The sequence below is a fragment of the Streptomyces sp. CMB-StM0423 genome (assembly GCF_002847285.1).
Lineage (GTDB): Bacteria > Actinomycetota > Actinomycetes > Streptomycetales > Streptomycetaceae > Streptomyces.
The window spans coordinates 2653932-2680526 of record NZ_CP025407.1 but is presented as its reverse complement, the minus strand read 5'-3'; the positions used below and the strand labels follow the sequence as shown (position 1 = coordinate 2680526).

Annotated in this window: 21 protein-coding genes; 14 read left to right on the top strand and 7 right to left on the bottom strand. The window is 74.2% G+C overall.

Annotation, left to right across the window (positions count from 1 at the left end; genetic code table 11):
- Positions 1-20: 20 nt before the first annotated feature.
- Positions 21-296: a YciI family protein gene (locus CXR04_RS11315; RefSeq protein ID WP_101421715.1), complete on the top strand. Its 276-nt coding sequence runs from the start codon at positions 21-23 to the stop codon at positions 294-296.
- A gap of 45 nt (positions 297-341) precedes the next feature.
- On the opposite strand, the gene CXR04_RS11310 is transcribed toward CXR04_RS11315, so the two are convergent.
- Positions 342-3287, bottom strand: coding sequence for a flippase-like domain-containing protein (locus CXR04_RS11310; RefSeq protein WP_101421714.1), 2946 nt, complete (start codon positions 3285-3287; stop codon positions 342-344).
- A 161-nt stretch (positions 3288-3448) separates the two neighbouring features.
- Between CXR04_RS11310 and CXR04_RS11305 the strand changes: the two genes are divergently transcribed.
- From CXR04_RS11305 to nudC, 5 genes are all read left to right on the top strand, one after another.
- Positions 3449-3826, top strand: a complete 378-nt coding sequence (locus CXR04_RS11305) for an MGMT family protein (RefSeq protein ID WP_101421713.1) — start codon at positions 3449-3451, stop codon at positions 3824-3826.
- A 174-nt stretch (positions 3827-4000) separates the two neighbouring features.
- Positions 4001-7558: an ATP-dependent DNA helicase gene (locus tag CXR04_RS11300; RefSeq protein WP_234380172.1), complete on the top strand. Its 3558-nt coding sequence runs from the start codon at positions 4001-4003 to the stop codon at positions 7556-7558.
- Positions 7559-7650: 92 nt separating this feature from the next.
- Positions 7651-8370, top strand: a complete 720-nt coding sequence (locus CXR04_RS11295; protein ID WP_101421712.1) for a hypothetical protein — start codon at positions 7651-7653, stop codon at positions 8368-8370.
- A 151-nt stretch (positions 8371-8521) separates the two neighbouring features.
- Complete coding sequence (locus tag CXR04_RS11290) at positions 8522-11812, top strand: ATP-dependent DNA helicase (RefSeq protein ID WP_101421711.1); 3291 nt, start codon at positions 8522-8524, stop codon at positions 11810-11812.
- 105 nt (positions 11813-11917) lie between these two features.
- Entirely contained in the window at positions 11918-12868 is a 951-nt protein-coding gene (gene nudC / locus CXR04_RS11285; RefSeq protein WP_101421710.1) for an NAD(+) diphosphatase, read from the top strand.
- 68 nt (positions 12869-12936) lie between these two features.
- Here the strand turns inward: nudC and CXR04_RS11280 are convergent, their stop codons facing one another.
- Complete coding sequence (locus CXR04_RS11280; protein WP_101421709.1) at positions 12937-13194, bottom strand: mycoredoxin; 258 nt, start codon at positions 13192-13194, stop codon at positions 12937-12939.
- A gap of 180 nt (positions 13195-13374) precedes the next feature.
- Here CXR04_RS11280 and CXR04_RS11275 point away from each other — a divergent pair, with 180 nt between their 5' ends.
- From CXR04_RS11275 to CXR04_RS11260, 4 genes are all read left to right on the top strand, one after another.
- Positions 13375-15612, top strand: a complete 2238-nt coding sequence (locus CXR04_RS11275; protein WP_324841485.1) for an ATP-dependent DNA helicase UvrD2 — start codon at positions 13375-13377, stop codon at positions 15610-15612.
- 168 nt (positions 15613-15780) lie between these two features.
- Positions 15781-16101 carry a hypothetical protein gene (locus tag CXR04_RS11270; protein ID WP_101421707.1) on the top strand — a complete coding sequence of 107 codons (321 nt, stop codon included), beginning with the start codon at positions 15781-15783 and terminating at the stop codon, positions 16099-16101.
- Between the two features lie 158 nt (positions 16102-16259).
- On the top strand, positions 16260-16583 hold the full coding sequence (locus CXR04_RS11265; RefSeq protein WP_276314995.1) for a WhiB family transcriptional regulator: 324 nt from the start codon (positions 16260-16262) through the stop codon (positions 16581-16583).
- Positions 16580-16891: a hypothetical protein gene (locus CXR04_RS11260; protein WP_164716094.1), complete on the top strand. Its 312-nt coding sequence runs from the start codon at positions 16580-16582 to the stop codon at positions 16889-16891. The genes CXR04_RS11265 and CXR04_RS11260 overlap by 4 nt, the downstream gene beginning before the upstream one ends.
- Before the next feature lie 73 nt (positions 16892-16964).
- On the opposite strand, the gene CXR04_RS11255 is transcribed toward CXR04_RS11260, so the two are convergent.
- Both CXR04_RS11255 and CXR04_RS11250 read right to left on the bottom strand, forming a co-directional pair.
- Positions 16965-18365 (bottom strand): ABC1 kinase family protein, encoded by a 1401-nt coding sequence (locus CXR04_RS11255; protein WP_101421705.1) that lies wholly within the window; start codon positions 18363-18365, stop codon positions 16965-16967.
- Entirely contained in the window at positions 18358-19710 is a 1353-nt protein-coding gene (locus CXR04_RS11250) for a ThiF family adenylyltransferase (RefSeq protein ID WP_101421704.1), read from the bottom strand. Before CXR04_RS11250 ends, CXR04_RS11255 begins: the two co-directional genes overlap by 8 nt.
- Positions 19711-19878: 168 nt before the next feature.
- Between CXR04_RS11250 and CXR04_RS11245 the strand changes: the two genes are divergently transcribed.
- Positions 19879-20463, top strand: a complete 585-nt coding sequence (locus CXR04_RS11245) for a M48 metallopeptidase family protein (protein WP_101421703.1) — start codon at positions 19879-19881, stop codon at positions 20461-20463.
- 52 nt (positions 20464-20515) lie between these two features.
- Here the strand turns inward: CXR04_RS11245 and CXR04_RS11240 are convergent, their stop codons facing one another.
- Positions 20516-21046: an NUDIX hydrolase gene (locus CXR04_RS11240; RefSeq protein WP_101421702.1), complete on the bottom strand. Its 531-nt coding sequence runs from the start codon at positions 21044-21046 to the stop codon at positions 20516-20518.
- Positions 21043-22578 (bottom strand): zinc-dependent metalloprotease, encoded by a 1536-nt coding sequence (locus CXR04_RS11235; protein WP_101421701.1) that lies wholly within the window; start codon positions 22576-22578, stop codon positions 21043-21045. The genes CXR04_RS11240 and CXR04_RS11235 overlap by 4 nt, the downstream gene beginning before the upstream one ends.
- 175 nt (positions 22579-22753) lie before the next feature.
- Between CXR04_RS11235 and CXR04_RS11230 the strand changes: the two genes are divergently transcribed.
- The 3 genes from CXR04_RS11230 (at position 22754) to CXR04_RS11220 (ending at position 25858) form a co-directional block, all read left to right on the top strand.
- Positions 22754-23899 (top strand): SDR family oxidoreductase, encoded by a 1146-nt coding sequence (locus CXR04_RS11230; protein WP_101421700.1) that lies wholly within the window; start codon positions 22754-22756, stop codon positions 23897-23899.
- A 114-nt stretch (positions 23900-24013) separates the two neighbouring features.
- The gene (locus CXR04_RS11225) at positions 24014-24493 is read left to right on the top strand and encodes a molybdenum cofactor biosynthesis protein MoaE (protein ID WP_101421699.1); all 480 of its coding nucleotides are present in this window, start codon (positions 24014-24016) and stop codon (positions 24491-24493) included.
- A gap of 270 nt (positions 24494-24763) precedes the next feature.
- Positions 24764-25858, top strand: a complete 1095-nt coding sequence (locus tag CXR04_RS11220) for a YlbL family protein (RefSeq protein ID WP_101421698.1) — start codon at positions 24764-24766, stop codon at positions 25856-25858.
- 75 nt (positions 25859-25933) lie between these two features.
- On the opposite strand, the gene CXR04_RS11215 is transcribed toward CXR04_RS11220, so the two are convergent.
- Entirely contained in the window at positions 25934-26530 is a 597-nt protein-coding gene (locus tag CXR04_RS11215; protein ID WP_101421697.1) for a PPA1309 family protein, read from the bottom strand.
- Positions 26531-26595 lie beyond the last annotated feature (65 nt).

Here is a 26595-nt window from a genome sequence, read left to right as displayed (position 1 = left end):
CCCGCCACCAGGGAGGCCGCGTGTCCTACTACGTCCTCGACTACTCCTACGTCGACGACTACCTGGCGCGGCGGGACGCCTATCGCGAGGCCCACCTCGACCTCATCCGCGAGTACCACGGGCACGGCGACCTCTTCATGGCCGGCGCCATGACGGATGCCCCGCCGCGCGGCCTGCTGGTCTGGCGGACCGATGGCCCGGGGCCCGCCGAGGAGTTCGTCAGGAGGGACCCGTACGTGGCGAACGGGCTGGTGGACAAGTGGAGCATCCGGCCCTGGAACGTCGTCGACCTCTGACCCGCCCGCGGGCCACCAGCGTGCCGCCCGCCCGGCGGGGGCCGGCTACAGGGCGCCCTTGCGGGTCAGGTGGGTGAACGACAGCCAGCCCGGCAGCACCGGCATCCAGAACGTCAGCAGCCGGAACAGCAGCACCGCCGACAGCGCCGTGTCGCTGGGCATCCCCGCCGCCGTCAGACCCGCCGTGAGCGCCAGCTCCACCGCACCCACGCCGCCCGGCGTCGGGGCCGCCGAGCCCAGCGCATTGCCGGCGAGGAAGACGACCGCGACGCTCGCGAAGCTGAGGTCGCCGCCGAAGGCCCGTACCGAGGCGTCCAGGCAGAGCACGAACGACAGCGTCATCAGCACCATGCCGCCGATGCCCGCCGCGAGCTTCTGCGGGCGCTGGAGCACGTCCAGCATGCGCGGCACCACGCCCGCGAAGAGCGACCGGATCCGCGACGACACGGCCTTCCGCAGGAACGGTACGGCCGTGATGATCAGGATCAGCACCGCCGCCGCGAGCAGTCCCGCGATGACCGTACGGGACGGGGACAGCGACGGCGTCCGCTCCGTCCCCGTCAGATAGCCGAAGGTCAGCAGCAGCAGGATGTGGCTGCCGAGGCCGAAGAGCTGTGAGGCGCCGACGCTCGCGACCGCCAGGCCCGGCCGGATGCCCGACTTCTGCAGGAAGCGGGTGTTGAGCGCGACCCCGCCGACCGCCGCCGGGGCGACCAGCTTGACGAACGAGGCGGCGACCTGCGCCAGCACCGTGCGCCCGTACGGCACCCGCTCGGGGACGAAGCCCAGCAGCGACATCGCGGCGGCGAGGTACGTGGCGGAGGAGAAGAGCGCGGCCAGCGCCGCCCAGCGCCAGTTCGCCTGCGCCAGCACGTCGTCGACCTTGACGTGGGTGAGCTGCGTCAGCAGGAAGTACGCGGCGAAGACCCCCGCGATGATGCTGACGAGCGTGCGCGGCCTGATCCGCTCGATCCGTACCGGCTCCACCGGCGCCTGCGGCCGGATCAGCAGCACGTGCTGGCGGATCTGCGTCAGCACGTCCTCCTCGCGGGCCTCGTCCAGCGCGCCCTCGATCGCCCGCTTCTCGGCCTGCTTGGCGGCCCGCATGCTCTTGCGGTCCCCGGCCGCCTGGTGCTTGCGCGACCGCGACGCCTCGATGACCGCCTCCCGCTCGCGCGCCGCCCGCTCCCGGGAGAGCCGGCGCAGCTCCGCGCGGGTGTCCCGGGTCAGCGCGATCGGCTGGAGCAGCGGCAGCGCGTCGGCGATCGCGTCCGGGCCGAGGACCTCCACCGCCGCCGCGACCGCCCGCTCCGCGCCGACGCGCAGCGCGAAGGTGGTCAGCAACTGGGCGATGTCCATGCGCAGCACGAGGTCGCCCGCGGCGATGTCGCCGTTGCTGAGGTCGGTGAGGATCACCTTGCCCGACCGCGTCACCAGCACGGCGTCCGCGTCCAGCCTGCGGTGCGCGATGCGGCGCGACTGGAGCGCCTTGACCTGCCGCCAGCTCTCGCGCATCAGCCGGTCGGTGATCGCCTCGTCCGCGACGGTGGCCAGCGGCCGGCCGCCGGTGTGCTCGTAGACGAGTATGACCGCGTCGGGGCCGAGGTCGGAGGTGGCGATGAGCTTGGGGGCGTTGGCGCCGGCGGCGATCGCCGCGTACGACAGCAGCGCCTCCTGCTCCAGTGCCTGCCGCAGCGACTGCATGCTGCGCCGCTGGTAGACGCCGCGCAGCGACAGCCGGCGCCAGGCGCGGTAGAAGAATCCCTGGGCCTGCTGCTCGCGGTCGACGACGGTGACGTCCAGCGGCGGGCCGTCCTCCAGCGTGACGACGAACCGCCGTCCGCGGCCGTCGCCCTCCAGGTCCGGCTGCTCCTCGGGCACCAGCGCGCTGACCGGGCGGAAGCCGACGCGGCGCAGGCCGGCGAGGAGGTTGCGGCCGGTCGGGCGGACGTTGGGGGAGCCGACCGCGTACATCGTGCCGTAGGCGACGGTCCAGCCGATGAGGACGGTGAGCAGGATGGCGAACGGGGTGGTGTAGCCGCCGACGAGCACCGCGAGGCCGTCGAGCACCAGGACCGTCCACATCAGCACGCGCCAGCGGGCGTGCCTGGCCATGCCGACGGCGGTCATGTACGCGATGACGGGGGCGAGATAGCCGTGTACGGGGTCGGTGCGCTCGCCGCCGCGGGCGATCTGCGTCAGCGCCCCCTGCACGGAGCCGGGGGCGCCCTCGGAGACCCAGAGCGAGACGGCGAGCCCGGCGCCGTGCGCGAGGACGGCGGCGAGCACGCCGTCGGCGATGCGCAGGCCGTCGCGCTTGACGAGGCGTTCGACGGCGAACGCGACCGGGACGATGAGGACGGCGATGCTGGAGGTCAGGCCGCCGAGGGTGACGACGAACGAGGGCGTGTACTCCGCGCCCTTGGTGATGTCCTCCTCCAGGCCCTCGGTGGTGGCATGCGCGACGGCGGCCAGGCCCAGGACGGCGGCGATGCCGAGGACGCCGAGGAGCAGCCGCATGAGGTCGGAGGGGCGGTGCACGCGGGCGGGCAGGAGGGGGTCGTCGCCCTCGATGGGGCCGGGGGCGGCGCGGCGGCGGGAGTCGTGGCGGGTGGTGGCGGGGGACTGGGGGCGTGGGGTGTCGTAGAGGCCGCGGGGGTGGTCGGGGGAGTCGTCGCGGCCGGCGTCCTGCTCGTCGTACGAGCCCTGCCCGGCCCGCTCGTCGGGCCCGTCAGGCACTTCCTGTTCGCCGGGGAGGCCCTGCCCGTCCGGGTGGGTCTGCCCGTCCGGCCCGTCCCGCTCGTCGCGCGCGCCCCCCGCCTCGTACACGTCCACAGGGTCCACGGCTTCGCCCGCGCCGTGCTCCACGTGCGGCACCCGGCCGCGGCGCGCGCCCCCTTCGTCCCGCGCGGCACCGTCCAGGCGGGCAGGGCTCTGCGCCTCCGCGGCCGGCTCAGCCGGCGGAGGCTCGGCCGCGGAGTCGCGCCGCATGCCCTGGGTTGTCCCGTCTTCGTCTCGTATCACCAGTCACCGCCCGCACGATGGTGGCACGAGCATGTCTCCGATGGTCGCATCCGGGTGTGCTTTACAGCGGTGTGCCCGCTGCCGGTCGCGGCGCCGGACTGTCGGCGGTCTGGGGCAGGATGGGGCGGATGGACGACGCGACACCCTCCGCCGGCCCCCCGGGCCCGGACACGGGCCTTCTCGACGAGTATGCGGACCGGGTGCTCTCCGTGGCGGAGCGCATCCCGCCGGGCCGCGTGATGACGTACGGGGATGTGGCGGAGTTCATAGACCGCGGCGGGCCGCGCCAGGTGGGCCGGGTGATGGCGCTCTACGGGAGCGCCGTGCCCTGGTGGCGCGTGGTGCGCGCCGACGGCAGGCCGCTGCCCGGCCACGAGCGCGAGGCCCTGGAGCAGTACCGGGTGGAGGGCACGCCCCTGCGCGCCACCACCGCGGGTGACCAGCGCATCGACCTCCGCCGCGCCCGCTGGGACGGCAGCGGCGACGGTGTCGAGGGTCATATCTGACAGCTTCCGACACCGGGCACCAAACGGCCCGGGCCGCCGCCCGTACGGAGTACGGTTCGGCAACCGGCACCTCCCTCCCGTCCTCTGCCACCGGCGATACATGTGAGCACTTTGTCCGTCTCCCCCCCGGCCTACCGGCTCGTCCGCACCGCGCCCGTGCGGCCGGTCCCCCCTGTGCCGGACGCAGCGCAGCGCGCGGTGGTTCATCACGGGGACGGACCGCTTCTCGTACTCGCCGGGCCGGGGACGGGCAAGACGACCACTCTGGTGGAGGCCGTCACCGAGCGGATCAGGCGCGGGACGGACCCGGAGCGGATCCTCGTGCTGACGTTCAGCCGCAAGGCGGCGGTGGAGCTGCGCGACCGGATGGCGGCCCGGCTGGACGGCGCCCCGGCGCCGCAGGCCAGCACGTTCCACTCGTACTGCTACGCGCTGGTGCGGGCGCACCAGGACGCCGAGATGTTCGTCGAGCCGCTGCGGCTGCTGTCAGGGCCCGAACAGGACGTCGTCGTACGGGAACTGCTCGCGGGACACGACGCGGACGGCGCCCGGGCGCGGGTCGCCTGGCCGGCGGAGCTGCGGGCCTGCCTGACGACGCGCGGGTTCGCCGACGAGGTGCGGGCGGTGCTGGCGCGCAGCCGGGAGCTGGGCCTGGGGGCGGCGGCGCTGGACCGGTTCGCGGCGGCGGGGCGGCCGGACTGGGGGGCGGCGGGGGAGTTCCTGGCGGAGTACCTGGACGTGCTCGACATGCAGGGGGTGCTCGACTACGCGGAGTTGGTGCACCGGGCGGTGCTGCTGGCCGAGTCGGAGCGGGTGGCGGCGGAGCTGGCGGGGCGGTACGACGCGGTGTTCGTCGACGAGTACCAGGACACGGACGCGGCGCAGGTGCGGCTGCTGCGGGCGCTGGCGGGCGGCGGCCGGACGCTGGTCGCCTTCGGCGACCCGGACCAGTCGATCTACGCGTTCCGGGGGGCGGACGTCGGGGGGGTCCTGACGTTCCCGGAGGTCTTCCCGCGACGGGACGGCGCGCCGGCGCCGGTCGCGGTCCTGGGCACGTCGCGGCGCTCGGCCGCGAAGCCGCTGGCGGCGACGCGGCTGCTCACCCGCCGGATGCCGCTGCCGCGGCTGCCGTCGGCGGCGGTACGGGCGCACCGGGGGCTGGCGCCGGTGCGCGACGGGGGGCGGGTGGAGGCGTACACGTACCCGACGGCGAGCGGCGAACTGGACAACGTCGCGGACATCCTGCGCCGGGCGCACCTCGAAGAGGGCGTCCCGTGGCGCGAGATGGCGGTCCTGGTCCGCGCGGGCGCCCGCACGATCCCGTCGGTCCGCCGCGCCCTGACCTCGGCGGGAGTCCCCCTCCACATAGCGGGCGACGACCTGCCCCTACGCCACGAACCGGCGGTCCAGCCCCTGCTGACAGCCCTGAGAACAACGGCCGCAGCGGTACTGCCTCCGGCGGGGCCGGAGGAGGGGGAGGGCGGCGATACGACGTCTCGGCCCACTGAAGACGCGGCACTTGACGGGGGGACGAACCCCGCGGTGCGCGACGGCGGGGTCGCGGACGACGCGGAGCCCGGCGTCGGCGCGGTCCCGGGGCGTACGCCGGCAACGGGTGGGCGGGTGGAAGACCCGGCGCCGAAGGCGCCGCCGACCGATGCGACGCAAGACGCCGCACCCGACCCGGGGACGAACCCCGGCGACCGCGACACCGACCCCGCATCCGCCGACGAATCCCACACCCACCCCGAGCCCCGCACCGGCTCCGCACCCGCCCACGAACCCCACACCGACCCCGCACCAACCGACGAACCCGACGAACCCGACGCACCCCACACCGACCTCCCACCAACCCCCGACCCCGCAACCTGGATCCCCCCCGACGTCGCCATCGCCCTCCTCTCCTCCCCCCTCGGCGGCATGGACGCCGCCGACCTGCGCCGCCTCGGCCGCGCGCTCCGCGACGAGGAGCGGGCCGCAGGCCGCTCCGTACCGCGGCCCTCCGACGTCCTCCTCGCCGAGGCCCTCGCAGAGCCCCGCCGCCTCGTCGTCCACGACCGCGCCTACGCCGGCAACGCCCTCCGCCTCGGCCTCCTCCTGCGCAAGGCCCGCGACCTCCTCACCCGCGGCGGCACCGCCGAAGCCGCGCTGTGGGAGTTGTGGGACGGCACCCCCTGGCCCGCCCGGCTCCAGCGCGCCGCCGCCCGCGGCGGTCCCGCCGGGCGCAACGCCGACCGCGACCTCGACGCCGTCTGCGCCCTCTTCGAGACCGCCGCCCGCGCCGAGGACCGCACCGGCGGCCGCGGCGCCCTCAACTTCCTCGAAGAGCTCCAAGCCCAGGACATCGCCGCCGACGTCCTCACCCGCCGCGCCGACGACTCCGCGGGCCCCGACGCCGTACGCCTCATGACCGCCCACCGCGCCAAGGGCCTGGAGTGGCGGCTCGTCGTCGTCGCCCAGGTGCAGGAGGGCCTCTGGCCCGACCTGCGCCGCCGCGGCTCCCTGCTGGAGGCGGACCGCATCGGCCGCGACGGTCTCGCCGAGCCGCTGCCGCCCGGCGCGATCCTCGCCGAGGAGCGCCGGCTGTTCTACGTCGCCGCCACCCGCGCCCGCGAACGGCTCGTCGTCACCGCCGTGAAGGCGCCCGCCGAGGACGGCGACCAGCCGTCGCGGTTCCTCGCGGAGCTGGGCGTCGACCCCAAGGACGTCACCGGACGCCCCCGCCGCCCGCTGTCCGTCGCTGCGATGGTCGCCGAACTGCGCGCGACGACCGTCGACCCCGAGGCGTCCGACGCCCTGCGCGCCGCCGCCGCCGGGCGGCTGGCCCGGCTCGCGGCGCCGGCGGACGACGGCCGCCCGCTGGTGCCCGCCGCGCACCCGGACCGCTGGTGGGGCCTGGACGAACCGACCGAGAACGCGGTGCCGCTGCGCGACCGCGACCTGCCCGTCGTGCTCTCCGGCAGCGCCGTGGGGCAGTTGGTGGACACCTGCGCGCTGCAGTGGTTCCTCGGCCGCGAGGTACGCGCCGATGCGCCGGCGTCCGCCGCGCAGGGCTTCGGCCTCGTCGTCCACGCCCTCGCCGACGAGGTCGCCTCCGGCCGTACCCCCGCCGACCTCGACGCGCTCATGGAACGCCTCGACGGCGTATGGGACGGCCTCGCGTTCGACGCCCCGTGGAAGTCCGCGCAGGAGAAGGGGAACGCGCGCGCCGCCCTGGAGCGCTTCCTGCGCTGGCACGTGCTGGAGCGGGGCCGCCGTCCGGTCGACAGCGAGCGGGACTTCGACGTCACGCTGAAGGCCGGTACGTACGAGGTGCAGATCAAGGGCACCATGGACCGGATCGAGGAGGACGCCGAAGGCCGCGCGTACGTCGTCGACTTCAAGACCGGCAAGTCGCGGCCGACCGGACCCGAGGTCGCCGAGCACGCCCAACTCGCCGTGTACCAGGCCGCCGTCGCCGAGGGCGCGGCCGGCGCGGAGCGCACCGTGTCCGGCGGCGCCGAGCTGGTCCACCTGCGGATCGGGGCGCCCGTCCGGGAGGGCGGCGACGCGCTGCCGAAGGTGCAGCAGCAGCCGCCCCCGGAGGGCGACTGGGTGCCCCGGCTGCTGGCGACCGCCGCCGCCCGGGTGCTCGACGAGCGGTTCGGGCCGACGCCGGGCGACCACTGCGCGCAGTGCGCGTTCCGCAGCTCGTGCAGCGCCCGCCCGGAGGGCCGGCACGTCGTGGAGTGAGACCACAGTATGAGACCCCGGTGTGACACCGCGGCCGTCTGTGTGGTCGTATGACCAATCGGTCAGGTGTAAGCAACAAGTAAGGATTGACTGTGCGGAAGAGCGTGGTGGCGGCGGCGCTGGTCTCGGCCCTGGGTGTGACGGCCCTCTCGGCGTGCGGCAGCGAGGACAGCGGTCTCGCGGGCAAGTCGGCCGAGGAGATCAAGGACGAGACGGTGGCGGCCATGCGCTCCGCCAAGTCCATGACCCTGGACTTCCAGCAGACGGGGGCGGCGGCGACGGCGATGAAGCTGTCGGTGACCAAGGGGGGCGAGTGCACCGGCACCGTCACCACGCAGGGTGCCACCGCGGAGATCCGCCGCGTCGGCGGTACCTCCTACATGAAGCCGGACACGAAGTTCTGGGAGCAGAACGCCGGCAGCCCGGAGCAGGCGCAGCTCATCGAGGCGACGGTGGGCGACCGCTGGGTGGAGATGGGCGCCGGCCAGGACGACTTCGCGTCCTTCTGCGACCTCGACACGATCCTCAAGGACATGGACGACGAGGACAAGGGCGGCAAGGGCAACAAGAAGGACACCACGGAGAAGGGCGACGAGGGCGAGGTGCGGGGCACCCCGACCATCACGCTGATCGCCAAGGAGGACGGCGAGACCACGCGGGTCCACATCGCCACCGAGGGCGAGCCGTACATCCTCAAGATGGACATCGAGGACGGGGACGAGCCGGGCACGGCCGAGTTCTCGGACTTCAACGAGAAGGTCGACGTCACGGCGCCCGCCGACGCGGTGAACCTGAACGAGCTGGGCGGCTGAGCCCGTAGCGGATCCCGGGTGCGCAGCCCGGCTCGGTGCCGAACTCCGGCCGGAGCCGGGCGCGTACGCCCCGGAGCGCATCCCGCGTCCCGCGCGCCCGTCGGCAGCCGCACGGCCCCGGTTGTCGGCGGGCGCCGCTACGCTCGCTGGAATGCCGGCCCGTATCACCCACCCCGATCAGCTCAAGGAGCTCCTCGGGATCCCCTTCACCGCGGAGCAGACGGCGTGCATCACCGCACCGCCCGCCCCGCAGGTCATCGTGGCGGGTGCGGGGTCCGGTAAGACGACGGTGATGGCGGCCCGGGTGGTGTGGCTGGTCGGCACGGGGCAGGTGGCGCCGGAGCAGGTGCTGGGGCTGACGTTCACCAACAAGGCGGCGGCGGAGCTGGCGGAGCGGGTGCGCCGGGCGCTGGCGCAGGCGGGGGTCACGCCGGCGGGCGGTGCGGGCGGGGCGTACGGCGACGGCGCGTACGGCGACGGGGTGCCGGGCGACGGCGCCGCGGAGCCCGGCGAGCCGCGGATCTCCACGTACCACGCCTTCGCCGGCCAACTGCTCAAGGACCACGGCCTGCGCATCGGCCTCGAACCCGGCGCCCGCCTCCTCGCCGACGCCACCCGCTACCAGCTCGCCGCCCGCGTCCTGCGCACCGCCCCCGGCCCGTACCCCGCGCTGACGAAGTCCCTCCCGACGCTCGTCAGCGAACTCCTCGCGCTCGACGCCGAGCTGGCGGAACACCTCGTGGAGCCGGACGCGCTGGCGGACTTCGGCGCCGCGCAGCTCGCCGGTCTCGACCGGGTCCGGCTCACCAACGACGAGCTGCGCAAGGCCCCCAGGGCCGCGCAGGCCCGGCTGGAGCTGCTGCACCTCGTACGGGCCTACCGGCGTGAGAAGCGCCGCCGCGACCTCCTCGACTTCGGCGACCAGATCGCCCACTCCGCGCTGCTCGCCGAGGACCACCCGGCGGTCGGGCGGCTGCTGCGCGAGGAGTGCCGGGTGGTGCTGCTGGACGAGTACCAGGACACCTCCGTCGCCCAGCGGCGGCTGCTGGCCGGGCTGTTCGGCGGCGGTACGGGGCACGCGGTGACCGCCGTCGGCGACCCCTGCCAGGCGATCTACGGCTGGCGCGGCGCCTCCGTCGCCAACCTCGATGACTTCCCCGCCCACTTCCCGACCGCCGACGGCACCCCCGCGCGCCGCCAGGCGCTCGGCGAGAACCGCCGCAGCGGCGGGCGCCTGCTCGAACTCGCCAACGGCCTCGCCGCCCCCCTGCGCGCCCGCCATGTCGGCGTCGATGCGCTGCGCCCCGCCCCGGGCGCGGAGCGGCACGGCACGGTGCGCTGCGCGCTGCTGCCGACGTACGGGGCGGAGCTGGAGTGGCTGGCGGACTCGGTGGCGCATCTGGTGCGTACGGGCACGGCCCCCGGCGACGTCGCCGTGCTGTGCCGCACCGCGGGCGACTTCGGCGACATCCAGGCGGCGCTGGTCGCCCGGGACGTCCCCGTGGAGGTCGTGGGTCTCGCCGGGCTGCTCGACCTGCCGGAGGTCGCGGATCTGGTGGCGATGTGCGAGGTGCTCCAGGACCCGACCGCCAACGCCGCGCTCGTCCGGCTGCTGACCGGCCCGCGGTGGCGCATCGGCGCCCGCGACCTGGCGCTGCTGGGGCGCCGCGCGCGGCTGCTGGTGGCGACGGCGCGTACCGACGGCGAAGAGGGCGACGACGAGCGGCTGGCGCAGGCCGTGGAGGGCGTCGACCCGGCGGAGGTGGCGTCGCTCGCCGACGCGCTGGACACGTTCCTGGAGTCCCGGCAGCCCGACGACGGGCTGCCGTTCGGCGCGGCGGCGCGGAAGCGGTTCGGCCGGCTGGCGGCGGAGCTGCGGGACCTGCGGCGGTCGCTGGCGGACCCGCTGATGGACGTGCTGCACCGGGTGCTCGGGGTGACGGGCCTGGAGGTCGAGCTGTCCGCGTCGCCGCACGCGCTGGCGGCGCGGCGGCGCGAGACGCTGGCGCGCTTCCTCGACGTCGCCGCCGACTACGCCTCGTCGGCCGCGCTCGACGGCGAGGCGACGCTGCTGGCGTTCCTGGGCTTCCTGCGCACGGCGGCGCAGTACGAGAAGGGGCTGGACAGCTCGCTGCCGGGCGACGGGCGGGACACGGTCAAGGTGCTCACGGCGCACAAGGCGAAGGGCCTGGAGTGGGACGTCGTGGTGGTGCCCGCGCTGGTGGAGAAGCACTTCCCGAGCCGGCAGCCGCGCGAGTCGTGGGTCACGCAGGGCAAGGTGCTGCCGCACGCGCTGCGGGGCGACGCGGAGACGCTGCCGGACGTGGCCGAGTGGACCGCGCGGGGGCTGAAGGACTTCAAGGCCGCGATGCGGGAGCACCAGGAGGTGGAGGAACTGCGCCTCGGGTACGTCACGGTCACGCGCCCCCGGTCGCTGCTCCTGGGCTCCGGGCACTGGTGGGGCCCGACGCAGAAGGAGGCGCGGGGCCCGTCGGCGTTCCTGCACGCGCTGCGGGAGCACTGCGAGCGCGGCGGCGGCGAGGTCGAGGCGTGGGCCCCGGAACCCCCGAAGGAGGCGGAGAACCCGGCCCTGGCGGAGCACGCCGCGGAGCGCGCGTGGCCCCTCCCGCTCGCCCCGGCGGCCGCGGCCCGGCGCCACGAGGCCGCGGCGGCGGTGGCGGCGGCGCTGGCCCGCCGGACGACGCCGGACGCCCCGGGTGCCGACCCCGACGGCGCCGCGGCCCATCCCCTCGGGCCCGCCGACGTGCGGGTCGTCGAGTCCTGGGACCGGGACCTCGACGCCCTCGAAGCGGAGCTGCTCGCCGCCCGCCGGCCCGTACGGGACGTCACCCTGCCCGCCTCGCTCACCGCCTCGCAGCTCCTCCGGCTCGCCGCCGACGCCGAGGCGTTCACGCAGGAGCTGGCCCGGCCCATGCCCCGGCCGCCGATGCCGGCCGCGCGGCGCGGGACGCGGTTCCACGCCTGGGTCGAGTCGCGGTTCGAGGCGCTGCCGCTGCCCATGCTCGGCCCCGACGAGCTGCCCGGCGGCGAGGAGGACGCGCCGGAGATCGCCGACGAGCGCGAGCTGGCCGCCCTGAAGGAGTCCTTCGAGCGGTCCCCGTACGCCCGGCGCACCCCGTACCGCCTGGAGGCCCCCTTCCAGCTCAGCCTCGCCGGCCGCCTGGTCCGCGGCCGTATCGACGCCGTCTACCGCGACTCCGGCGGCGGCTACGAGATCGTCGACTGGAAGACCGGCCGCAGCGGCAGCGCCGACCCCCTCCAGCTCGCCGTCTACCGGCTCGCCTGGGCCGAGCAGGAGCGGCTGCCGCTCGCCGATGTCACCGCCGCCTTCCTGTACGTACGCACCGGGGAGATCGTGCGTCCGGCCACACTGCCGGGAAGAGCGGAGCTTGAGGCCCTGCTGTCGGGCCGGACCGATTAGGCTCGGGGGCATGAGCACCACCCCCGGCAGCGTCGCCGACCCGTCGGCGTACCTGCGGGACGAGCGCGCGGGGGCCGTGTGCGGCGCGGCGGAAGGGGAGCAGCAGTGACCACGGGCATCGACCGGGCGGCCTCTCGGACTGTCTCCTTCACGGCGGACAGCGGCGTCGACCGCGCCGCCCACCACCGCATCGACGAGGCGTGGCTTGCCGCGGCCTGGAGCCACCCGACGACCCGGGTCTTCGTGGTCTGCGAGGGCCAGGTGCTCATCGACGACACCGCGGACGGCGGCACGGCGCTGGTCACGACGCCGGCCTTCGAGGCCCCGCCGACCGAGCAGCACCGCTACTTCCTCGGCACCGACTCCGGCGGCGTGCGCTACTTCGCGCTGCAGAAGGACTCGCTGCCCGGCCGCATGGACGACACCGCGCGCGCGGCGGGGCTGCGTGAGGCGGGGCTGCTGCTGTCGGAGCAGGACGCCGGGCTGATGGTGCACGCCGTCGCGCTGGAGAACTGGCAGCGGCTGCACCGCTTCTGCTCGCGCTGCGGGGAGCGTACGGTCATCGCCGCCGCCGGCCACATCCGCCGCTGCCCGGCGTGCGGCGCGGAGCACTACCCGCGTACGGACCCCGCCGTGATCATGGCCGTGACGGACCCGGAGGACCGGATCCTGCTGGGCCGCCAGGTGCACTGGCCGGAGGGGCGCTTCTCGACGCTCGCGGGCTTCGTCGAGCCCGGGGAGTCGCTGGAGCACGCGGTGCGGCGGGAGGTCTTCGAGGAGGCGGGAGTGGTGGTCGGCGACGTGGAATACGTGGCCAGCCAGCCGTGGCCGTTCCCGTCGAGCCTCATGGTGGGCTTTCTCGCGCGGGCGGCGGACGCCAAGGGCGCGGAGATCCGGGTGGACGGCGAGGAGCTGCACGAGGCGCGCTGGTTCTCCCGCGAGGAGCTGGGCGCGGCCTATGAGTCGGGCGAGGTGCTGCCGCCGTACGGCATCTCGATCGCGGGGCGGCTGATCGAGCTGTGGTACGGCTCGGACCTGCCGCGGCGGCCGGGCTGACGGCCGCCGCGGGTCCTGCGGGCGCGCTGCCGGGCGCCGGGCTGCGCGCCCCGCGCCGGCGGCCGCGGTCAGGCGCCGAGGGCAGCCTTGACCTGCGCCAGCGAGGGGTTCGGCATGGCGACGGACTCGCCGCCCTGCCTCGGCACCACGACGACGGTCGGCACGAGCTGGTTGCCGTTGTTCACGCTCTCGACGTAGGCGGCGGAGTCCGGGTCCTGCTCGATGTTGATCTCCTCGAACGGGATGCCCTCGCGGTCCATCTGGCTCTTCAGCCGACGGCAGTAGCCACACCAGGTCGTGCTGTACATCGTGACGGTGCCCGCCATGTCGCTGCGCTCCTTTGGGGGTCGGCCGGGTCGCGGCGTGATCTGTTCCGGAAGGTGAACGTACCCGGGGACGCCGCCATTCCCGTAGTCCCGCCCGCCATCTGTGGATAACCCGGCCCCTCAACCCGGGCCTGTGGACAACCGGCACACCGGTCCCGGCAGACCTGGCAGCATGGCGGGGTGACAGCAGCACCGCAGCCCCCGTCGTCCTCGCAGCCCTCCCTGTCCCCGGAGCCCACGGAGTTCCCCGCCGTCCCGGGCTCGGCGGACGCGGTGCTGGCCGGGCTGGACCCGGAGCAGCGCGAGGTGGCGACGGCGCTGCGCGGCCCGGTGTGCGTGCTGGCCGGCGCGGGCACGGGCAAGACGCGCGCGATCACCCACCGCATCGCGTACGGGGTGCGGGCCGGCGTGCTCCAGCCGGGCAGCGTGCTGGCCGTGACGTTCACGAACCGGGCGGCCGGCGAGATGCGCGGCCGGCTGCGCCAGCTCGGCGCCCCGGGGGTGCAGGCGCGGACGTTCCACTCCGCGGCCCTGCGGCAGTTGCAGTACTTCTGGCCGCGCGCGGTCGGCGGCGAGCTGCCGCGGCTGCTGGAGCGGAAGGTCCAGTTGGTGGCGGAGGCCGCGGCGCGCACCCGCGTCCGCCTCGATCGCAACGAGCTGCGGGATGTCACCGGCGAGCTGGAGTGGGCGAAGGTCACCCAGACCGCCCCCGAGGACTACGCGGCGGCGCTCGCCAAGACCGGCCGCGACGCCCCGCGCGACCCGGCGGAGATCACCGGGATCTACCGGGGGTACGAGCAGTTGAAGCGCGACCGCGGCGTCATCGACTTCGAGGACGTGCTGCTGCTCACCGTCGGCGTGCTCCAGGACCGCCCGGACATCGCCGAGCAGGTGCACCGGCAGTACCAGCACTTCGTCGTCGACGAGTACCAGGACGTCAGCCCCCTCCAGCAGCGGCTCCTCGAACTGTGGCTCGGCGGCCGGGACAGCCTGTGCGTCGTCGGCGACGCCAGCCAGACGATCTACTCCTTCACCGGCGCCACCCCCGACCACCTGCTGGACTTCCGCACCCGGCACCCGGACGCCACCGTCGTCAAGCTGGTCAGGGACTACCGCTCCACACCCCAGGTCGTCCACCTGGCCAACGGCGTGCTCTCCCAGGCCACGGGACGGGCCGCCGCCGCCCGGCTGGAGCTGGTCGCGCAGCGCGACGCGGGCCCGGAGCCGGCCTTCGCGGAGTACGCGGACGAGCCCGCCGAGGCCGAGGGCACCGCCCGGCACATCCGCCGGCTCATCGACGCGGGCGTGGCGCCCAGCTCCATCGCCGTGCTCTACCGGATCAACGCCCAGTCGGAGGTCTACGAGCAGGCGCTCGCCGACCGCTCCGTGCCGTACCAGATGCGGGGCGCCGAGCGGTTCTTCGAGCGGCCGGAGGTGCGCGAGGCGGGGGTCAAGCTGCGCGGGGCGGCGGTGGCCGGCAAGAACGACGCGATGCTGGACGAGGCCGGCCGGGACGGCGACCTGGCCGCGCAGGTGCGGGCCGTGCTGGGGACGATGGGCTGGTCCGCGGAGGCGCCGGCCGGCTCGGGCGCGGCGCGGGACCGCTGGGAGTCGCTGGCCGCGCTGGTGCGGCTGGCCGAGGACTTCGCGCGGGCCCGGCCGGGTGCGGCGCTCGGGGATCTGGTCGAGGAGCTGGCCGAGCGCGCGGCGGCGCAGCACGCGCCGACGGTCGAGGGTGTGACGCTCGCCTCAGTGCACGCCGCGAAGGGCCTGGAGTGGGACGCGGTGTTCCTGGTGGGGCTCACGGAGGGCATGCTGCCCATCACGTACGCCAAGACGCCCGAGCAGATCGAGGAGGAGCGCCGGCTGCTCTACGTCGGCATCACCCGGGCCCGGGTGCACCTCTCGCTGTCCTGGGCGCTGTCCCGCTCGCCGGGCGGGCGGGCCTCGCGGCGCCCGAGCCGCTTCCTGACCGGGCTGCGGCCGGGCTCGGGACGCGGGGGCGACGCCGGGGCGGTGTCGCAGGGCGGCGTGGAGCGCGGTGGTGCCGAACGGGGCGCGGCGGCCCGGCGCCGGCGCCGCGGACCGGTGCGCTGCCGGGTCTGCGGGCGGACCCTGACGGACGCCGGCGAGCTCAAACTGATGCGCTGCGAGGACTGCCCCTCGGACATGGACGAGGGGCTGTACGAGCGGCTGCGCGACTGGCGCGCGGTCCAGGCGCAGCAACTGGGACAGCCCGCGTACTGCGTCTTCACCGACAAGACCCTGATCGCCATCGCCGAGGCCGCGCCGGTCAACGAGCAGGAACTGTCGGTTATTTCGGGTGTGGGCAAGCGCAAACTCGACCGATATGGCGGCGATGTCCTGGATCTCTGTGCCGGCCGGGAGCTGTCCGGCGAGCCCGCCGAGGAGCCCTGACGGGGTCCGGAAAAAAATCCCCGAAAAATGGTTTGCGATCGCCGGGAGTAGCCTCATAGCCTTCCGGCACGGAAGAACAGCTCTTCACGGAGCCGGTGATTCCGTGTTGTACTAGGAGACCTTGGACCGGCTCGCCGGTCCGACGAGACCAGAGAGGAGGAGAAAACCATGATCAGCATCACGAAACTTGAAGGTCGTGCTGCCGACGGTCGCGAGGTCGTCTCCTCCTGCCTGCTCGCCCTCTCCAAGCTCCAGGTCCCCGCCACCGGTGTGTCCGGTGTCAGCGGCGGTCTGGGTGCCGACATCCGTGACGAGCGACCGACCAAGGCACTCCTGGTAGCAGCGGCGCAGGCTCCGGCCTATGCGGCGGCGGCAGCGGGTGCCGGCCTCCAGCAGGAGTGGGCCAATGGCGCCTTTGCAGGCGGCATTGCGGCCACGACGCACATGCGGGCCTTCCGCGGGCCTGATCCCTGGAAAGAACCATCTTGATCGAATCGATTGAGACGGCACCTTCCAGGGCCGCGGAACCCGAACCGGGATCCGCGGCCCTTTTGATTTGCCCAACGCAGAAGTTGATCAAGACGACGAGCAAGGACGGAACCGTGTCACTCCCCGTGCACACCCCGCACAGGCCCACGCCCGACCCCGTGCCCGGCACCACCGACCTGGAGGTCCCCTTGACGACCCAGCTCACCGCTCTCACCGAGCTCGACGAGCGAATCGACGCGCTCGGCGACCTCGTGCCCTGCCGGAGCTACGACCCCGAAGTGTTCTTCGCGGAGACTCCGGCGGACGTCGAGTACGCCAAGTCCCTCTGCCAGACCTGTCCCGTCCGTGAGGCATGCCTCGCGGGTGCGAAGGAGCGCCGCGAGCCCTGGGGGGTCTGGGGCGGCGAACTCTTCGTCCAGGGCGTGGTGGTGCCGCGCAAGCGGCCGCGTGGGCGTCCGCGGAAGAACCCGGTCGTGGCATGAACGCCCACGGCACGATCGACCGTCCACGCGCACACGCACCGGCAGAGCAGGAAACGACGATGAGCCCGTCCACCGACTACCCCGCAGCACGTCACGAAGCAGGCGCCTACGACGAGCGCCAGAACAGGAACCTTCAGATGCAACTCATGCCAGAAGCCCTCGCCCGGGCCCAGTATCGGGACCGGGTAGAGGCCGCGGAGCAGGAACGCAGGGCCCTGCGCCTCATCGCCGCCCGGCGGATGCAGCGACGGGCCGAGCGCGCGCACATGCGCGCCCGGCGCGCGCTGGCCATGGCGGTCATGCAGTAACTGCCGCGGGCCGGGCCCGCGCCCGCGGCCGGCGGCGGCGACCACGGCTCCGGCCGCCGGCGGCCGGCCCCGGTCAGGCGGTCGCCGTCGCCGGGTCCTCCGTCGCCGAACCCTCGTGGGGGTCGTCCTCAGGACGGCCCCCTTCGGCGTACTCGGCGAAGCCCGGCAGCCACTCCGCCAGTTCCTCGCGCATCCGCACCTGCGCACCGAGCTGGCAGAGCACCCCGATGGTGCTGAGCGTCACCCGGTGTATCAGCAGATACGACGGCGGCAGATTGAGCTGCCGGCCCAACTGGTGCGCGGGGTTGCGGGGATCGGCTATCCGGGCCGCCTGCGTCCGCATCCACTCCCGGCTGAAGGCGAACTCCGGCACCGCCGCCGGCTCGATGATCGGCAGCAGATAGTCGATCACCGCCTGCGGGTCCAGCTCGACGTCCGGCTTCACGAACCCCTGCTCGCGCAGCAGCTCGTAGACCTCGTCCGCCTCGCCTTCGAGCGTCATCCCGAGCGCGATGCCGATCTCCTCCGGCAGTCCGCCCGGCAGCCGGTCGACCGTGCCGAAGTCCATCACCCCGAGCCGCCACTCCTCCGGCTCGCCCTCCTTCACCAGCCGGAAGTTGCCCGGGTGCGGATCCGCGTGCAGCAGACCCGTGCGCGCCGTACCGGCGAAGAGGAACCGCGCCAGCAACTGGCCCACCCGGTCCCGCTCCGCCCGCGAGCCGTTCGCTATCAGCTCCGAGACCGGCACCCCGTCCAGCCACTCGGTGACCAGCACCTGGTCCGCCTGGTGCACCACGTCCGGCACCAGCACATCCGGGTCGCCCGCGAACTCCTCCGCGTACGCGCTCTGGGCCTTGGCCTCCAGCGCGTAGTCCAGTTCCTCCGACACCCGGTCCCGCAGCTCCTGGATCAGCGGCTTGATGTCCAGCCCCGGCACCAGCGGGCCCAACAGCCGTGCGAAGCGCCCCAACTGCGCCAGATCGGACAGCAGCGCCTTGCCCGCGCCCGGGTACTGCACCTTGACCGCCACCTCGCGGCCGTCGTGCCACACCGCCCGGTGCACCTGCCCGATCGACGCCGCCGCCGCGGGCGTGTCCTCGAACTCCAGGAAGAGATCGCGCCAGTCCGGGCCCAGCCGCTCCGTCAGCGCTCCGTGCACCGTGCGCACGGGCATCGGCGGCGCCGCCTCCTGCAGCTTGGTCAGGGCCGCGCGATACGGCCCCGCGATCTCCTCCGGCAGCGCGGACTCGAAGACGGACAGCGCCTGCCCGAACTTCATCGCCCCGCCCTTCAGCTCGCCCAGCGTCTTGAACAACTGCTCGGCGGTGCGCTGCTGGAGTTCCCGTGCGACCAGCTCGGCCGGCCGGCCGCCGAGCCGCTTGCCGAGCCCCCAGGTGGCACGCCCGGCGAAGCCCACCGGGAGCGAGGCCAGCCTGGCCGTACGCGTGATCGCCTTGCGCGGAAGGTCAGACATGGGCCACTCCCGTATCCCGGTCAGCGGCTGCCGCCGCACCGCACCCGCACTTCGGGTGTGGATCGAGCTCCGTCAACTCCCAGGCCAGGCCCGGCAGCGCGAACTCCAGCCGGGCCCCCGTACAGACCGGCAGCCGCCCGTCGAGAAAAGTCAGCGCGTGGGCGGCCGTCAACCCTGCCACCATTGTCGCCAACGCCACGTCGCACGCGGCGACACCCTCCCGATCACCTCCGGCCCGCCACTGGGCGAGCATCCGGGGCCACTCCGGCTCCGCCTCCGTCCGGGCCGCCGCGAGGCAGCCCGCACACGCCGAACCACCCGGCAGCACGAGCGGTCCCACCACCCCCGTGCCCTCCAGCACCCCCGCGTACACGTGCGGAATGCCCGCTTCGCGGTACTGCCGTGCGACCTCCGGATCCGGCGCGTACGCTGCCAGCCCGTCCCGCGGCGCCAGCACCACGAGCGACACCGCCGCGCCCGGACGCCCGCCCCGCGCCGCCGGCCACGGCCCGGCGCGCCGCACGGCGCCCTGGGCCGCTTCACCGCGCCGCCGGCCGAGGTCCCCGGCGCCCAGACCGCCCGGCGCCACGTCCCACGGCTCGACGCAGCCGCCGTCGACGACCTCCACCCCGCCGACGCCCGCCGCGGAGAGCAGCGCCGCCACCGAAGCCCCCACCCGCCCGGCACCGCGCACCACCACCCGCAGCCCTCGCCGCGCTCCCAGCCGCGCCACCGCGGCCCCCGGCTCGGGGTGCACGACGGACAGCGAAGCCTGGTCCGCCCGCAGCCGCGCCGGTATCACCCCGTCCCGCCTGCGGCCCCCGGACGACGGACCCCGTCCCGTCGGCGCAGCGGACGGCTGCTGGCCGGACGACGGCGGCCTGGCCCGTCGCAGGACGACCGTCGGGCTGGACGACAGCGGGCCGCTCCGTGACGGATCGGCCGGGGGCCGAGCGGGTCGCGGCGGGTCGCCCGACGGCGGGGCGTGCGTCGCCGGAGGATCGGCGTGCGGGGAACGGTGGATGTGACGTGGACGGTCCGTGGAGGTCGGGTGGCCGTCCCGGGGAGTTCCCGTGCCATTCGGCGGGGGCGGTCCGTCGTCGATCAGCCCGGCCCGCGTCAATCGGGCGACCAGCGTGTCCACCGACCGGGGGGAGAGGCCGAACCTGTGCGCCTCGCGGCGCAGCGCGTCCAGCCCGCGCGTGCCGTCCAGCCGGCGCAGGAACAGCCCCGTCGCCGAGTCGACCGGATGGATCGACACCGCATGTGCCCTGGTCACGCCCATCTGCATGGTGTGCCTGCCGCGCCAGCTCCGCCGCAGCGCCGGCTTGATCATCGGATGCATCGCGCCCCCTCGTTCCTCCGTCACTCTGCCAGCCGCCCGCCCCATTGCGTCATGAGTTATCCACAGGTGCCGGAAAAAGTATTACGAATTGGCCGCGACCTCTGCGACGGTGCCGCACACCGTCTCCTGGCCGGGACTTTCTTCACCCTGACCAGGTAACGTCATGCCGTGCCCGCTGACCCAGAGCACATCCCGGGACGGCCGAAACCGTCGAGAGCGGTCGAGGTCAGACGCAGCGCGCGCAGGCGCAGGACGGTTTCCGCATATCGCGAGGGCGACCGCACCGTCGTGCTGATCCCCGCCCGCATGAGCGAGGCGGAGGAGCAGCGCTGGGTCACGGTCATGCTCGACAAGCTCCAGGCCCAGGAGAACCGGCGGATGCCCGGCGACGGCGAGCTGGCCGACCGGGCCGAGCGGCTGTCCGCGCAGTACCTCGACGGCCGGGCCCGGCCCAGCAGCGTGCGCTGGGTCACCAACCAGAACACCCGCTGGGGCTCCTGCACCCCCGCCGAGGGCACGATCCGCCTCTCGCACCGGCTGAAGGGCATGCCGGAGTACGTCATCGACTACGTGCTGATCCACGAGCTGGCCCACCTGCTCGTGCCAGGACACGGCCCCGGCTTCTGGGACCTCGTCGGCGCCTACCCCCGCACCGAGCGGGCCCGCGGCTACCTGGAGGGCGTCGTCGCGGGGGAGAGCCTGCCGTTCATCCCGCGCCCCGCGCCGACCAGCCCGCCGGCAGGCGGCGACTAGCCGTCGGCCCTCACGTCGGCCGCTCCCAGCCCGCCGCTCCCAGGCCCCGCCGTCAGGCCAGCCGCGCCCGGGTGCGTTCCATCAGCAGCGCCACCGACTCGTCGGCGACGCCGGCCACCTCGTCGTACCCGTACCAGCGCAGGTCCAGCGACTCCTCGCTGATCGTCGGCACCGCCCCCTCGGGGGCCAGCGCCGCGTACTGCACGTCCAGGTGCCAGGCGCACGGCGTGTGGTGCCGGTCGAGGCCCACGGGACCGCCGGGCAGCAGCGTGAGGTCCGCCACGCCCGATTCCTCGTGCGCCTCCCGCAGCGCCGCCGCGGCCAGCGTCGCGTCCTCCGGCTCGCAGTGCCCGCCCGTCTGCAGCCACATGTTCAGCTTGCGGTGGAGGGTCAGCAGCACCCGCTCGCGCGCCGTGTCGACGATCAGCGCGCTGGCCGTCACATGCCCGTCCGCGCACGGCTTCCACATCCCGTCGGGATGTGCCGCCAGAAACTCCAGGTACGTGAGGCGGAGCGCGTCCTGACCGCCGTCAGGCGCGCTCCACTCCTTCAGTACCCGCTCGGTGTCGGCCCGCAGCGTCACTTGTCCGCGTCGCCCTTGCCGTCGCCCCTGTCGCCGTCCTGCCCGTCGGGGCCTTCCTGCCCGTCCGGGCCGCCCTTCTCGTCCGGCGTGTCCTTCCCGCCGGCGTCACCGGATTCGGCGTCGGCACCCGAGCCCAGCAGCTTCTCCAGCTCCGAGAAGTCTGCCTGCTCGCTGTGCACGAACCCGTCCGGGTCGTCCAGGTCGCCCGCCGTCGGCAGCATGTCGGGGTGCGCCCACAGCGCGTCCCGGCCGTCGACCCCGCGCGCGTCCGCCAGTGACGCCCACAGCCGCGAGGCGTCCCGCAGCCGCCGCGGCCGCAGCTCCAGCCCGATGAGCGTCGCGAACGTCTGCTCCGCGGGACCGCCCGTGGCGCGCCTGCGGCGCAGCGCCTCGCGCAGCGAGTTCAGCGACGGGGCGTCCAGGTGCGGCTCCGCGGCCGCGTGCACGACCGCGTCCACCCAGCCCTCGACCAGGGCGAGCGCCGTCTCGAGCCGGGCCAGCGCCGCCTTCTGCTCCGGCGTGTCCTCCGGCTGGAACATGCCCTGCTGCAGCGCCTCCTGCAACTGCTCGGGCCGCTCGATGTCGACCTGGCCGACAAGATCCTCCAGCTTGGACGTGTCGACCTTGATGCCGCGCGCGTAGCCCTCGACGGCGCCGAACAGGTGCGAGCGCAGCCACGGCACGTGCGCGAAGAGCCGCTGGTGCGCCGCCTCGCGCAGCGCCAGGTAGAGCCGCACCTCGTCCTGCGGTACCCCCAGGCCCTCGCTGAACCTCTGGATGTTCACCGGCAGCAGCGCCGCCTTGCCCGCGGGCCCGAGCGGCAGCCCGATGTCGGTGGAGCCGACGACCTCGCCGGCCAGCACCCCCACCGCGTGCCCGATCTGGGTGCCGAACATGGCTCCACCCATCGAGCGCATCATGCCGATGAGCGGGCCGGCCATGGCCTGCATCTCCTCCGGCAGCACACCGCCCATCGCGGCGCCCACGCGCTCGGCGACCGGGTCGACCAGCTCCTTCCAGACCGGAAGCGTCGCCTCGACCCACTCCGCGCGGCTCCAGGCCAGCGCGACGCCCGAGCCGGAGGGCAGCGACGTCGCCCCGTCCAGCCACAGGTCGGCAAGGCGTACGGACTCCTCGACCGCCTTGCGCTCGGCGTCCCCGACGCTGCGGTCCTTGGACTCTCCCTCAGAGCCTCCGGCCTGGGAGGTGCCCCCAGCCGCGCCCTGGGCGACGGTCTGCCGGGCGATGTCCTTGGCCATGTCCCAGTTGACCGGCCCGCCCTCGTAGCTCAGCATCTGGCCGAGCTGCTGGAAGGCCGCGCCCAGGTCCTGCGGGCCCATGGCGCCGCCCTGACCGCCGAGCGAGCCGAAGATGGCCGCGAACGGGTTCTGCGGGTCGCTTCCGGCGCCCCCGAAGCCGAACGGGTCCCGGCTGCTCCGGTCGCCGTCCCCCTTGCGGGCACCCTTGTCGTCGCCCTCGCCGTCGTCGTCCGGCTCCTTCGGGGGGCCGAATCCGAATGGGGTGTCACTCACGGTTTCCTCGGCTCGTCGGGCCGCCTGCACAGGGCCGGCGGCGTACGCCCTCCACTACCTCCACCCTATGCCGCTTCGTATGCCTGCACGATGTCCTGGCGCCCGTCGCCCACGCTGTGGGTGCGGCTGGGGCAGGATGGATGGAACTACTGCACACAACCACTGGAGCCGCTCGGTGAGTTCCCCGGAACCGAACGTTCGCGCAGCGCGAAAGGCCGCCGATGGGGCCGCGGCCGACGAGCCCGCCCCGGGCGCGTGGCGCCCCGTCGTCGCCGTCACCGGGGCGGCGGCCGGCATCGGCGCCCTGGTCACGGAGCGGCTGGCGGCCTCGGACGAGGTCAAGCAGGTCGTCGCCATCGATGAGCGGCGCGGCGAGCTGCCCGAGGCCCACTGGCACGTGCTGGACGTGCGGGACCCCGCGATCGCCGACAAGCTGCGCGGCACGGACGTCGTCGTCCACCTCGCCCTCGACCTGGACCTGGAGACCGACGCCACGGCCCGCACGGCGTACAACGTACGTGGTACGCAGACGGTGCTCACCGCCGCCGCGGCGGCCGGCGTGCGCCGGGTCGTCCTGTGCACCTCCGCCATGGTCTACGGGGCGCTGCCCGACAACCCCGTCCCGCTCGCCGAGGACGCCGAGCTGCGCGCCACCGAGGAGGCCACCGGCGTCGGCGACCTGCTGGAGATGGAGCGCCTGGGCCGCCGCGCGCCCCGCGCGCACCCCGGGCTCAACGTCACGGTCGTGCGCCCCGCGGCCGTCGTCGGCGGCGTCGACACCCCGCTGACCAGGTACTTCGAGTCGCCCCGGCTGCTGGTCGTCAAGGGCACCCGGCCGTGCTGGCAGTTCTGCCACATCGACGACCTGGCCGCCGCGCTGGAGTTCGCGGCGCTGGAGAAGGCCGAAGGGGAGCTGGCGGTCGGCTGCGACGGCTGGCTGGAGCAGGAGGAGGTCGAGGAGCTGACCGGCATCCGGCGTATGGAGCTGCCGTCGGCCGTCGCGCTCGGCGCCGCCTCCCGGCTGCACCGCCTCGGGCTCACTCCGTCGCCGGCCGGTGACCTGGCGTACACGATGTACCCGTGGGTCGTCAGCGGCAGCCGGCTGCACGACGCGGGCTGGCGCCCGCAGCACACCAACGAGGAGGTCCTCGCCGAGCTGCTGGCCGAGGTCTCCGGCCGGCACACCGTCGCGGGCCGCCGGCTGGGCCGCAAGGACGCCGCCGCGGCGGGCGCCGCGGGCGCGGCCGGGGCGACGGTCGCGCTGCTGGGCACGGCGGCGGTCGTGCGCCGGGTGCGCAAGGCGCGGCGCGGCAAGATCTGAGCCCGCGCAGCGGCGGAGCGTCGCGTACGGACCGTGCCCCGGCCCGTACGCCGACGGCCCCCGCCGCCCGCCGCACGGGGGCGCGTCGCGTGTCCCGTGCGGCAGGATGGACGGATGGCAGACACCCCGCAGCACCCGGGCGAGCAGGCCGCCGCGGACCCCGTACGGCTCGTCGCGGTCCGTGAGCAGCCGCTGTCGCTCGACGAGGTCTTCGCCGCCGTGGGCGACCCCGCCGCGGGCGGCACGGCGCTCTTCGTCGGTACGGTCCGCGACCACGACCGGCAGGCGGCGTCCGAGCGCGTGCAGGACGTGACCGCGCTGGGGTACTCGTCCCATCCCACCGCCGAGGCCGAGATGCGCCGGATCGCGGAGAAGGTCGCGGCCGACTATCCGGTACGGGCCCTGGCCGCCGTCCACCGCGTGGGGGAACTGGCCGTGGGAGATCTCGCCGTCGTCGTCGCCGTCTCCTGCCCGCACCGCGGGGAGGCGTTCGACGCCTGCCGCCGCCTGGTCGACACCCTGAAGCGCGAAGTTCCCATCTGGAAACACCAGAAGTTCACGGATGGGACAGAGGAATGGGTAGGCGCTGGCTGAGGTTGTCGAGTTGCGTAACTTCCGGGCCCGCGTGAGCGTTGGCTTATCGGAAAGACCTCACGTCAGCTAGGAGTACGGGATGGCAGCGATAGCCTGGTTGGTCATACCCCTCGCGTCAGCCGGGGGAGCCGCGATATGGGCAAGCTGGGCCACGCGCACCCGCAAGGTGGGCGACAGCACGGAGCTCGCGGGGTACGCCCGCTTCCGGGAAGCCATGGAGCGTAGTCACTCGCGTTCCGGGGCCGCTTGAGCGTCCCGTACTGTCGTTCTATGCCACGCCGCACGGCGACGCTGCTCGCCTCCACCGTGACGCTGCTCGCCATCCTCGTCGCCGGGGTCTTCATCCCCGTGCCGTACGCCGAGATGTCGCCCGGGCCCACGGTGAACACCCTCGGGGACCACGACGGCGAGCCCGTCCTGCAGATCGAGGACCGCAAGACGTATCCGACGAGCGGCAACCTCAACATGACGACGGTCCGCGTCACCGGCGCCGACTACAAGATGAACCTCGTCGAGGCCGTCTACGGCTGGCTCTCGCCCGACGACGCGGTGGTGCCGCACGAGTCGCTGTACCCGGACAACAGCACCGCCGAGGAAGTCGACCAGCAGAACGCCGAGCAGTTCACCGCCTCGCAGGAGAGCGCCAAGGTCGCTGCGCTCGACGAGTTGGGCATCCCCTTCACCACGCGCGTGATCGTGGCCTCCGTGGTCGCCGGCGGCGCCGCGCAGGGCACGCTGCACGCCGGTGACGTGATCAAGGCGGTCGACGGCGAGCCCGTCAACGGGCCCGGTGACGTGGTGAAGCTGGTCACCACCCGCAAGCCGGGGGAGAAGGTCACGTTCCGCATCGTCCCCGCGGACAAGGCGGAGAAGGCCGAGAAGAACGGCGAGGACCCCCGCAGGCTGCCGGGCGAGGAGATCTCCGTCACCACCAAGGAGTCCGACCAGGAGCCCGGCAAGGCCATGGTGGGCATCACGGCGGGCACCGCGCACACCTTCCCGTTCGAGATCGACATCAAGCTCGCCGACGTCGGCGGCCCCAGCGCGGGGCTGATGTTCGCGCTCGGCATCGTGGACAAGCTCACCAAGGGCGACCTCACGGGCGGCGAGTTCGTCGCCGGCACCGGCACGATCAACACCGAGAGCCAGGTCGGGCCGATCGGCGGCATCCACATGAAGACCGTCGGCGCCCGCGACCAGGGTGCCAAGTTCTTCCTTACGCCCGCGGCGAACTGCGCCACGGCTGCGCGGGACGTACCCGACGGGTTGACGCTCATCGAGGTCCGGACGATGTCCGACGCGATGGACGCGCTGGAGGACATCCGCGACGGCAATCTGGACCAGCTCGACGAGTGCAAGGAGTAGTTGGGCGCGTACGGAGCGTGCGGAACGTGCAACGGCCGGCCACCCCGGAGGAGGCGGCCGGCCGTTACGGCGGGGTCAGTCGAACGTCGCCGCCAGCGCCCGGGCGAGCCCCGGCACCAGATCCGGCCCCGTGAGCACCTCCGTGGGCGCGTCCTTGGAGCGCAGCCGCACCGCGGCCTCCCGGCTGCCGTCGCGCAGCACGCCGACCGTCATCCGCACTTCCTCGCGCCGCGGATGCCCGGCGACCCAGGCGGCGAGCCCCGCCTCGTCGAGGTCGTCCGGCACTTCGGCCTCGGCCGCCGGCGGGAGCATCAGCCGCTCGACCGTGAGCGCGCAGCCACCGACCGCGTCGGGCCAGGCGATGGTGCCGAGGAACTCGTCGAGCGGCTGCCCCGCGGGCAGTTCCTGCTGCTCGATCGGCGTGTACGAGACCTGCGCGGCCGGCCCCGCAGCGGGCCCGGCAGGGCCGTCACCGGCGCCCTCACCTGCGTCGAGGTTCAGCCGCTCGGCAAGGTCCGGCTCCTGCGCGCGCAGCCGCGCGGTGTCGACGAGGGCGAACAACCGGGGCGGCCGGTCCCAGCCGAAACCGGCCGCGTACTCGTCAAGCTCCAGGACCGCGCGAGTCAGCGGGTCGGCTGCCAGGGGTGGACCGCCGGTGGGAGAGTTGGACATGCTCGCAATCCTGCCTCATCGGTCTCTGCCACCCCGCGGCGGGAACTGAGTAAAGCTTTAGTAAG

Bases quoted from the DNA above. Each gene is read 5' to 3' on its own strand.
- CXR04_RS11310 (WP_101421714.1), bottom strand. From the start codon at position 3,287: ATGCGGCGCGACTCCGCGGCCGAGCCTCCGCCGGCTGAGCCGGCCGCG.
- CXR04_RS11305 (WP_101421713.1), top strand. From the start codon at position 3,449: ATGGACGACGCGACACCCTCCGCCGGCCCCCCGGGCCCGGACACGGGC.
- CXR04_RS11290 (WP_101421711.1), top strand. From the start codon at position 8,522: ATGCCGGCCCGTATCACCCACCCCGATCAGCTCAAGGAGCTCCTCGGG.
- CXR04_RS11280 (WP_101421709.1), bottom strand. From the start codon at position 13,194: ATGGCGGGCACCGTCACGATGTACAGCACGACCTGGTGTGGCTACTGC.
- CXR04_RS11270 (WP_101421707.1), top strand. From the start codon at position 15,781: ATGATCAGCATCACGAAACTTGAAGGTCGTGCTGCCGACGGTCGCGAG.
- CXR04_RS11260 (WP_164716094.1), top strand. From the start codon at position 16,580: ATGAACGCCCACGGCACGATCGACCGTCCACGCGCACACGCACCGGCA.
- CXR04_RS11255 (WP_101421705.1), bottom strand. From the start codon at position 18,365: ATGTCTGACCTTCCGCGCAAGGCGATCACGCGTACGGCCAGGCTGGCC.
- CXR04_RS11250 (WP_101421704.1), bottom strand. From the start codon at position 19,710: ATGCATCCGATGATCAAGCCGGCGCTGCGGCGGAGCTGGCGCGGCAGG.
- CXR04_RS11225 (WP_101421699.1), top strand. From the start codon at position 24,014: ATGGCAGACACCCCGCAGCACCCGGGCGAGCAGGCCGCCGCGGACCCC.
- CXR04_RS11220 (WP_101421698.1), top strand. From the start codon at position 24,764: ATGCCACGCCGCACGGCGACGCTGCTCGCCTCCACCGTGACGCTGCTC.
- CXR04_RS11215 (WP_101421697.1), bottom strand. From the start codon at position 26,530: ATGTCCAACTCTCCCACCGGCGGTCCACCCCTGGCAGCCGACCCGCTG.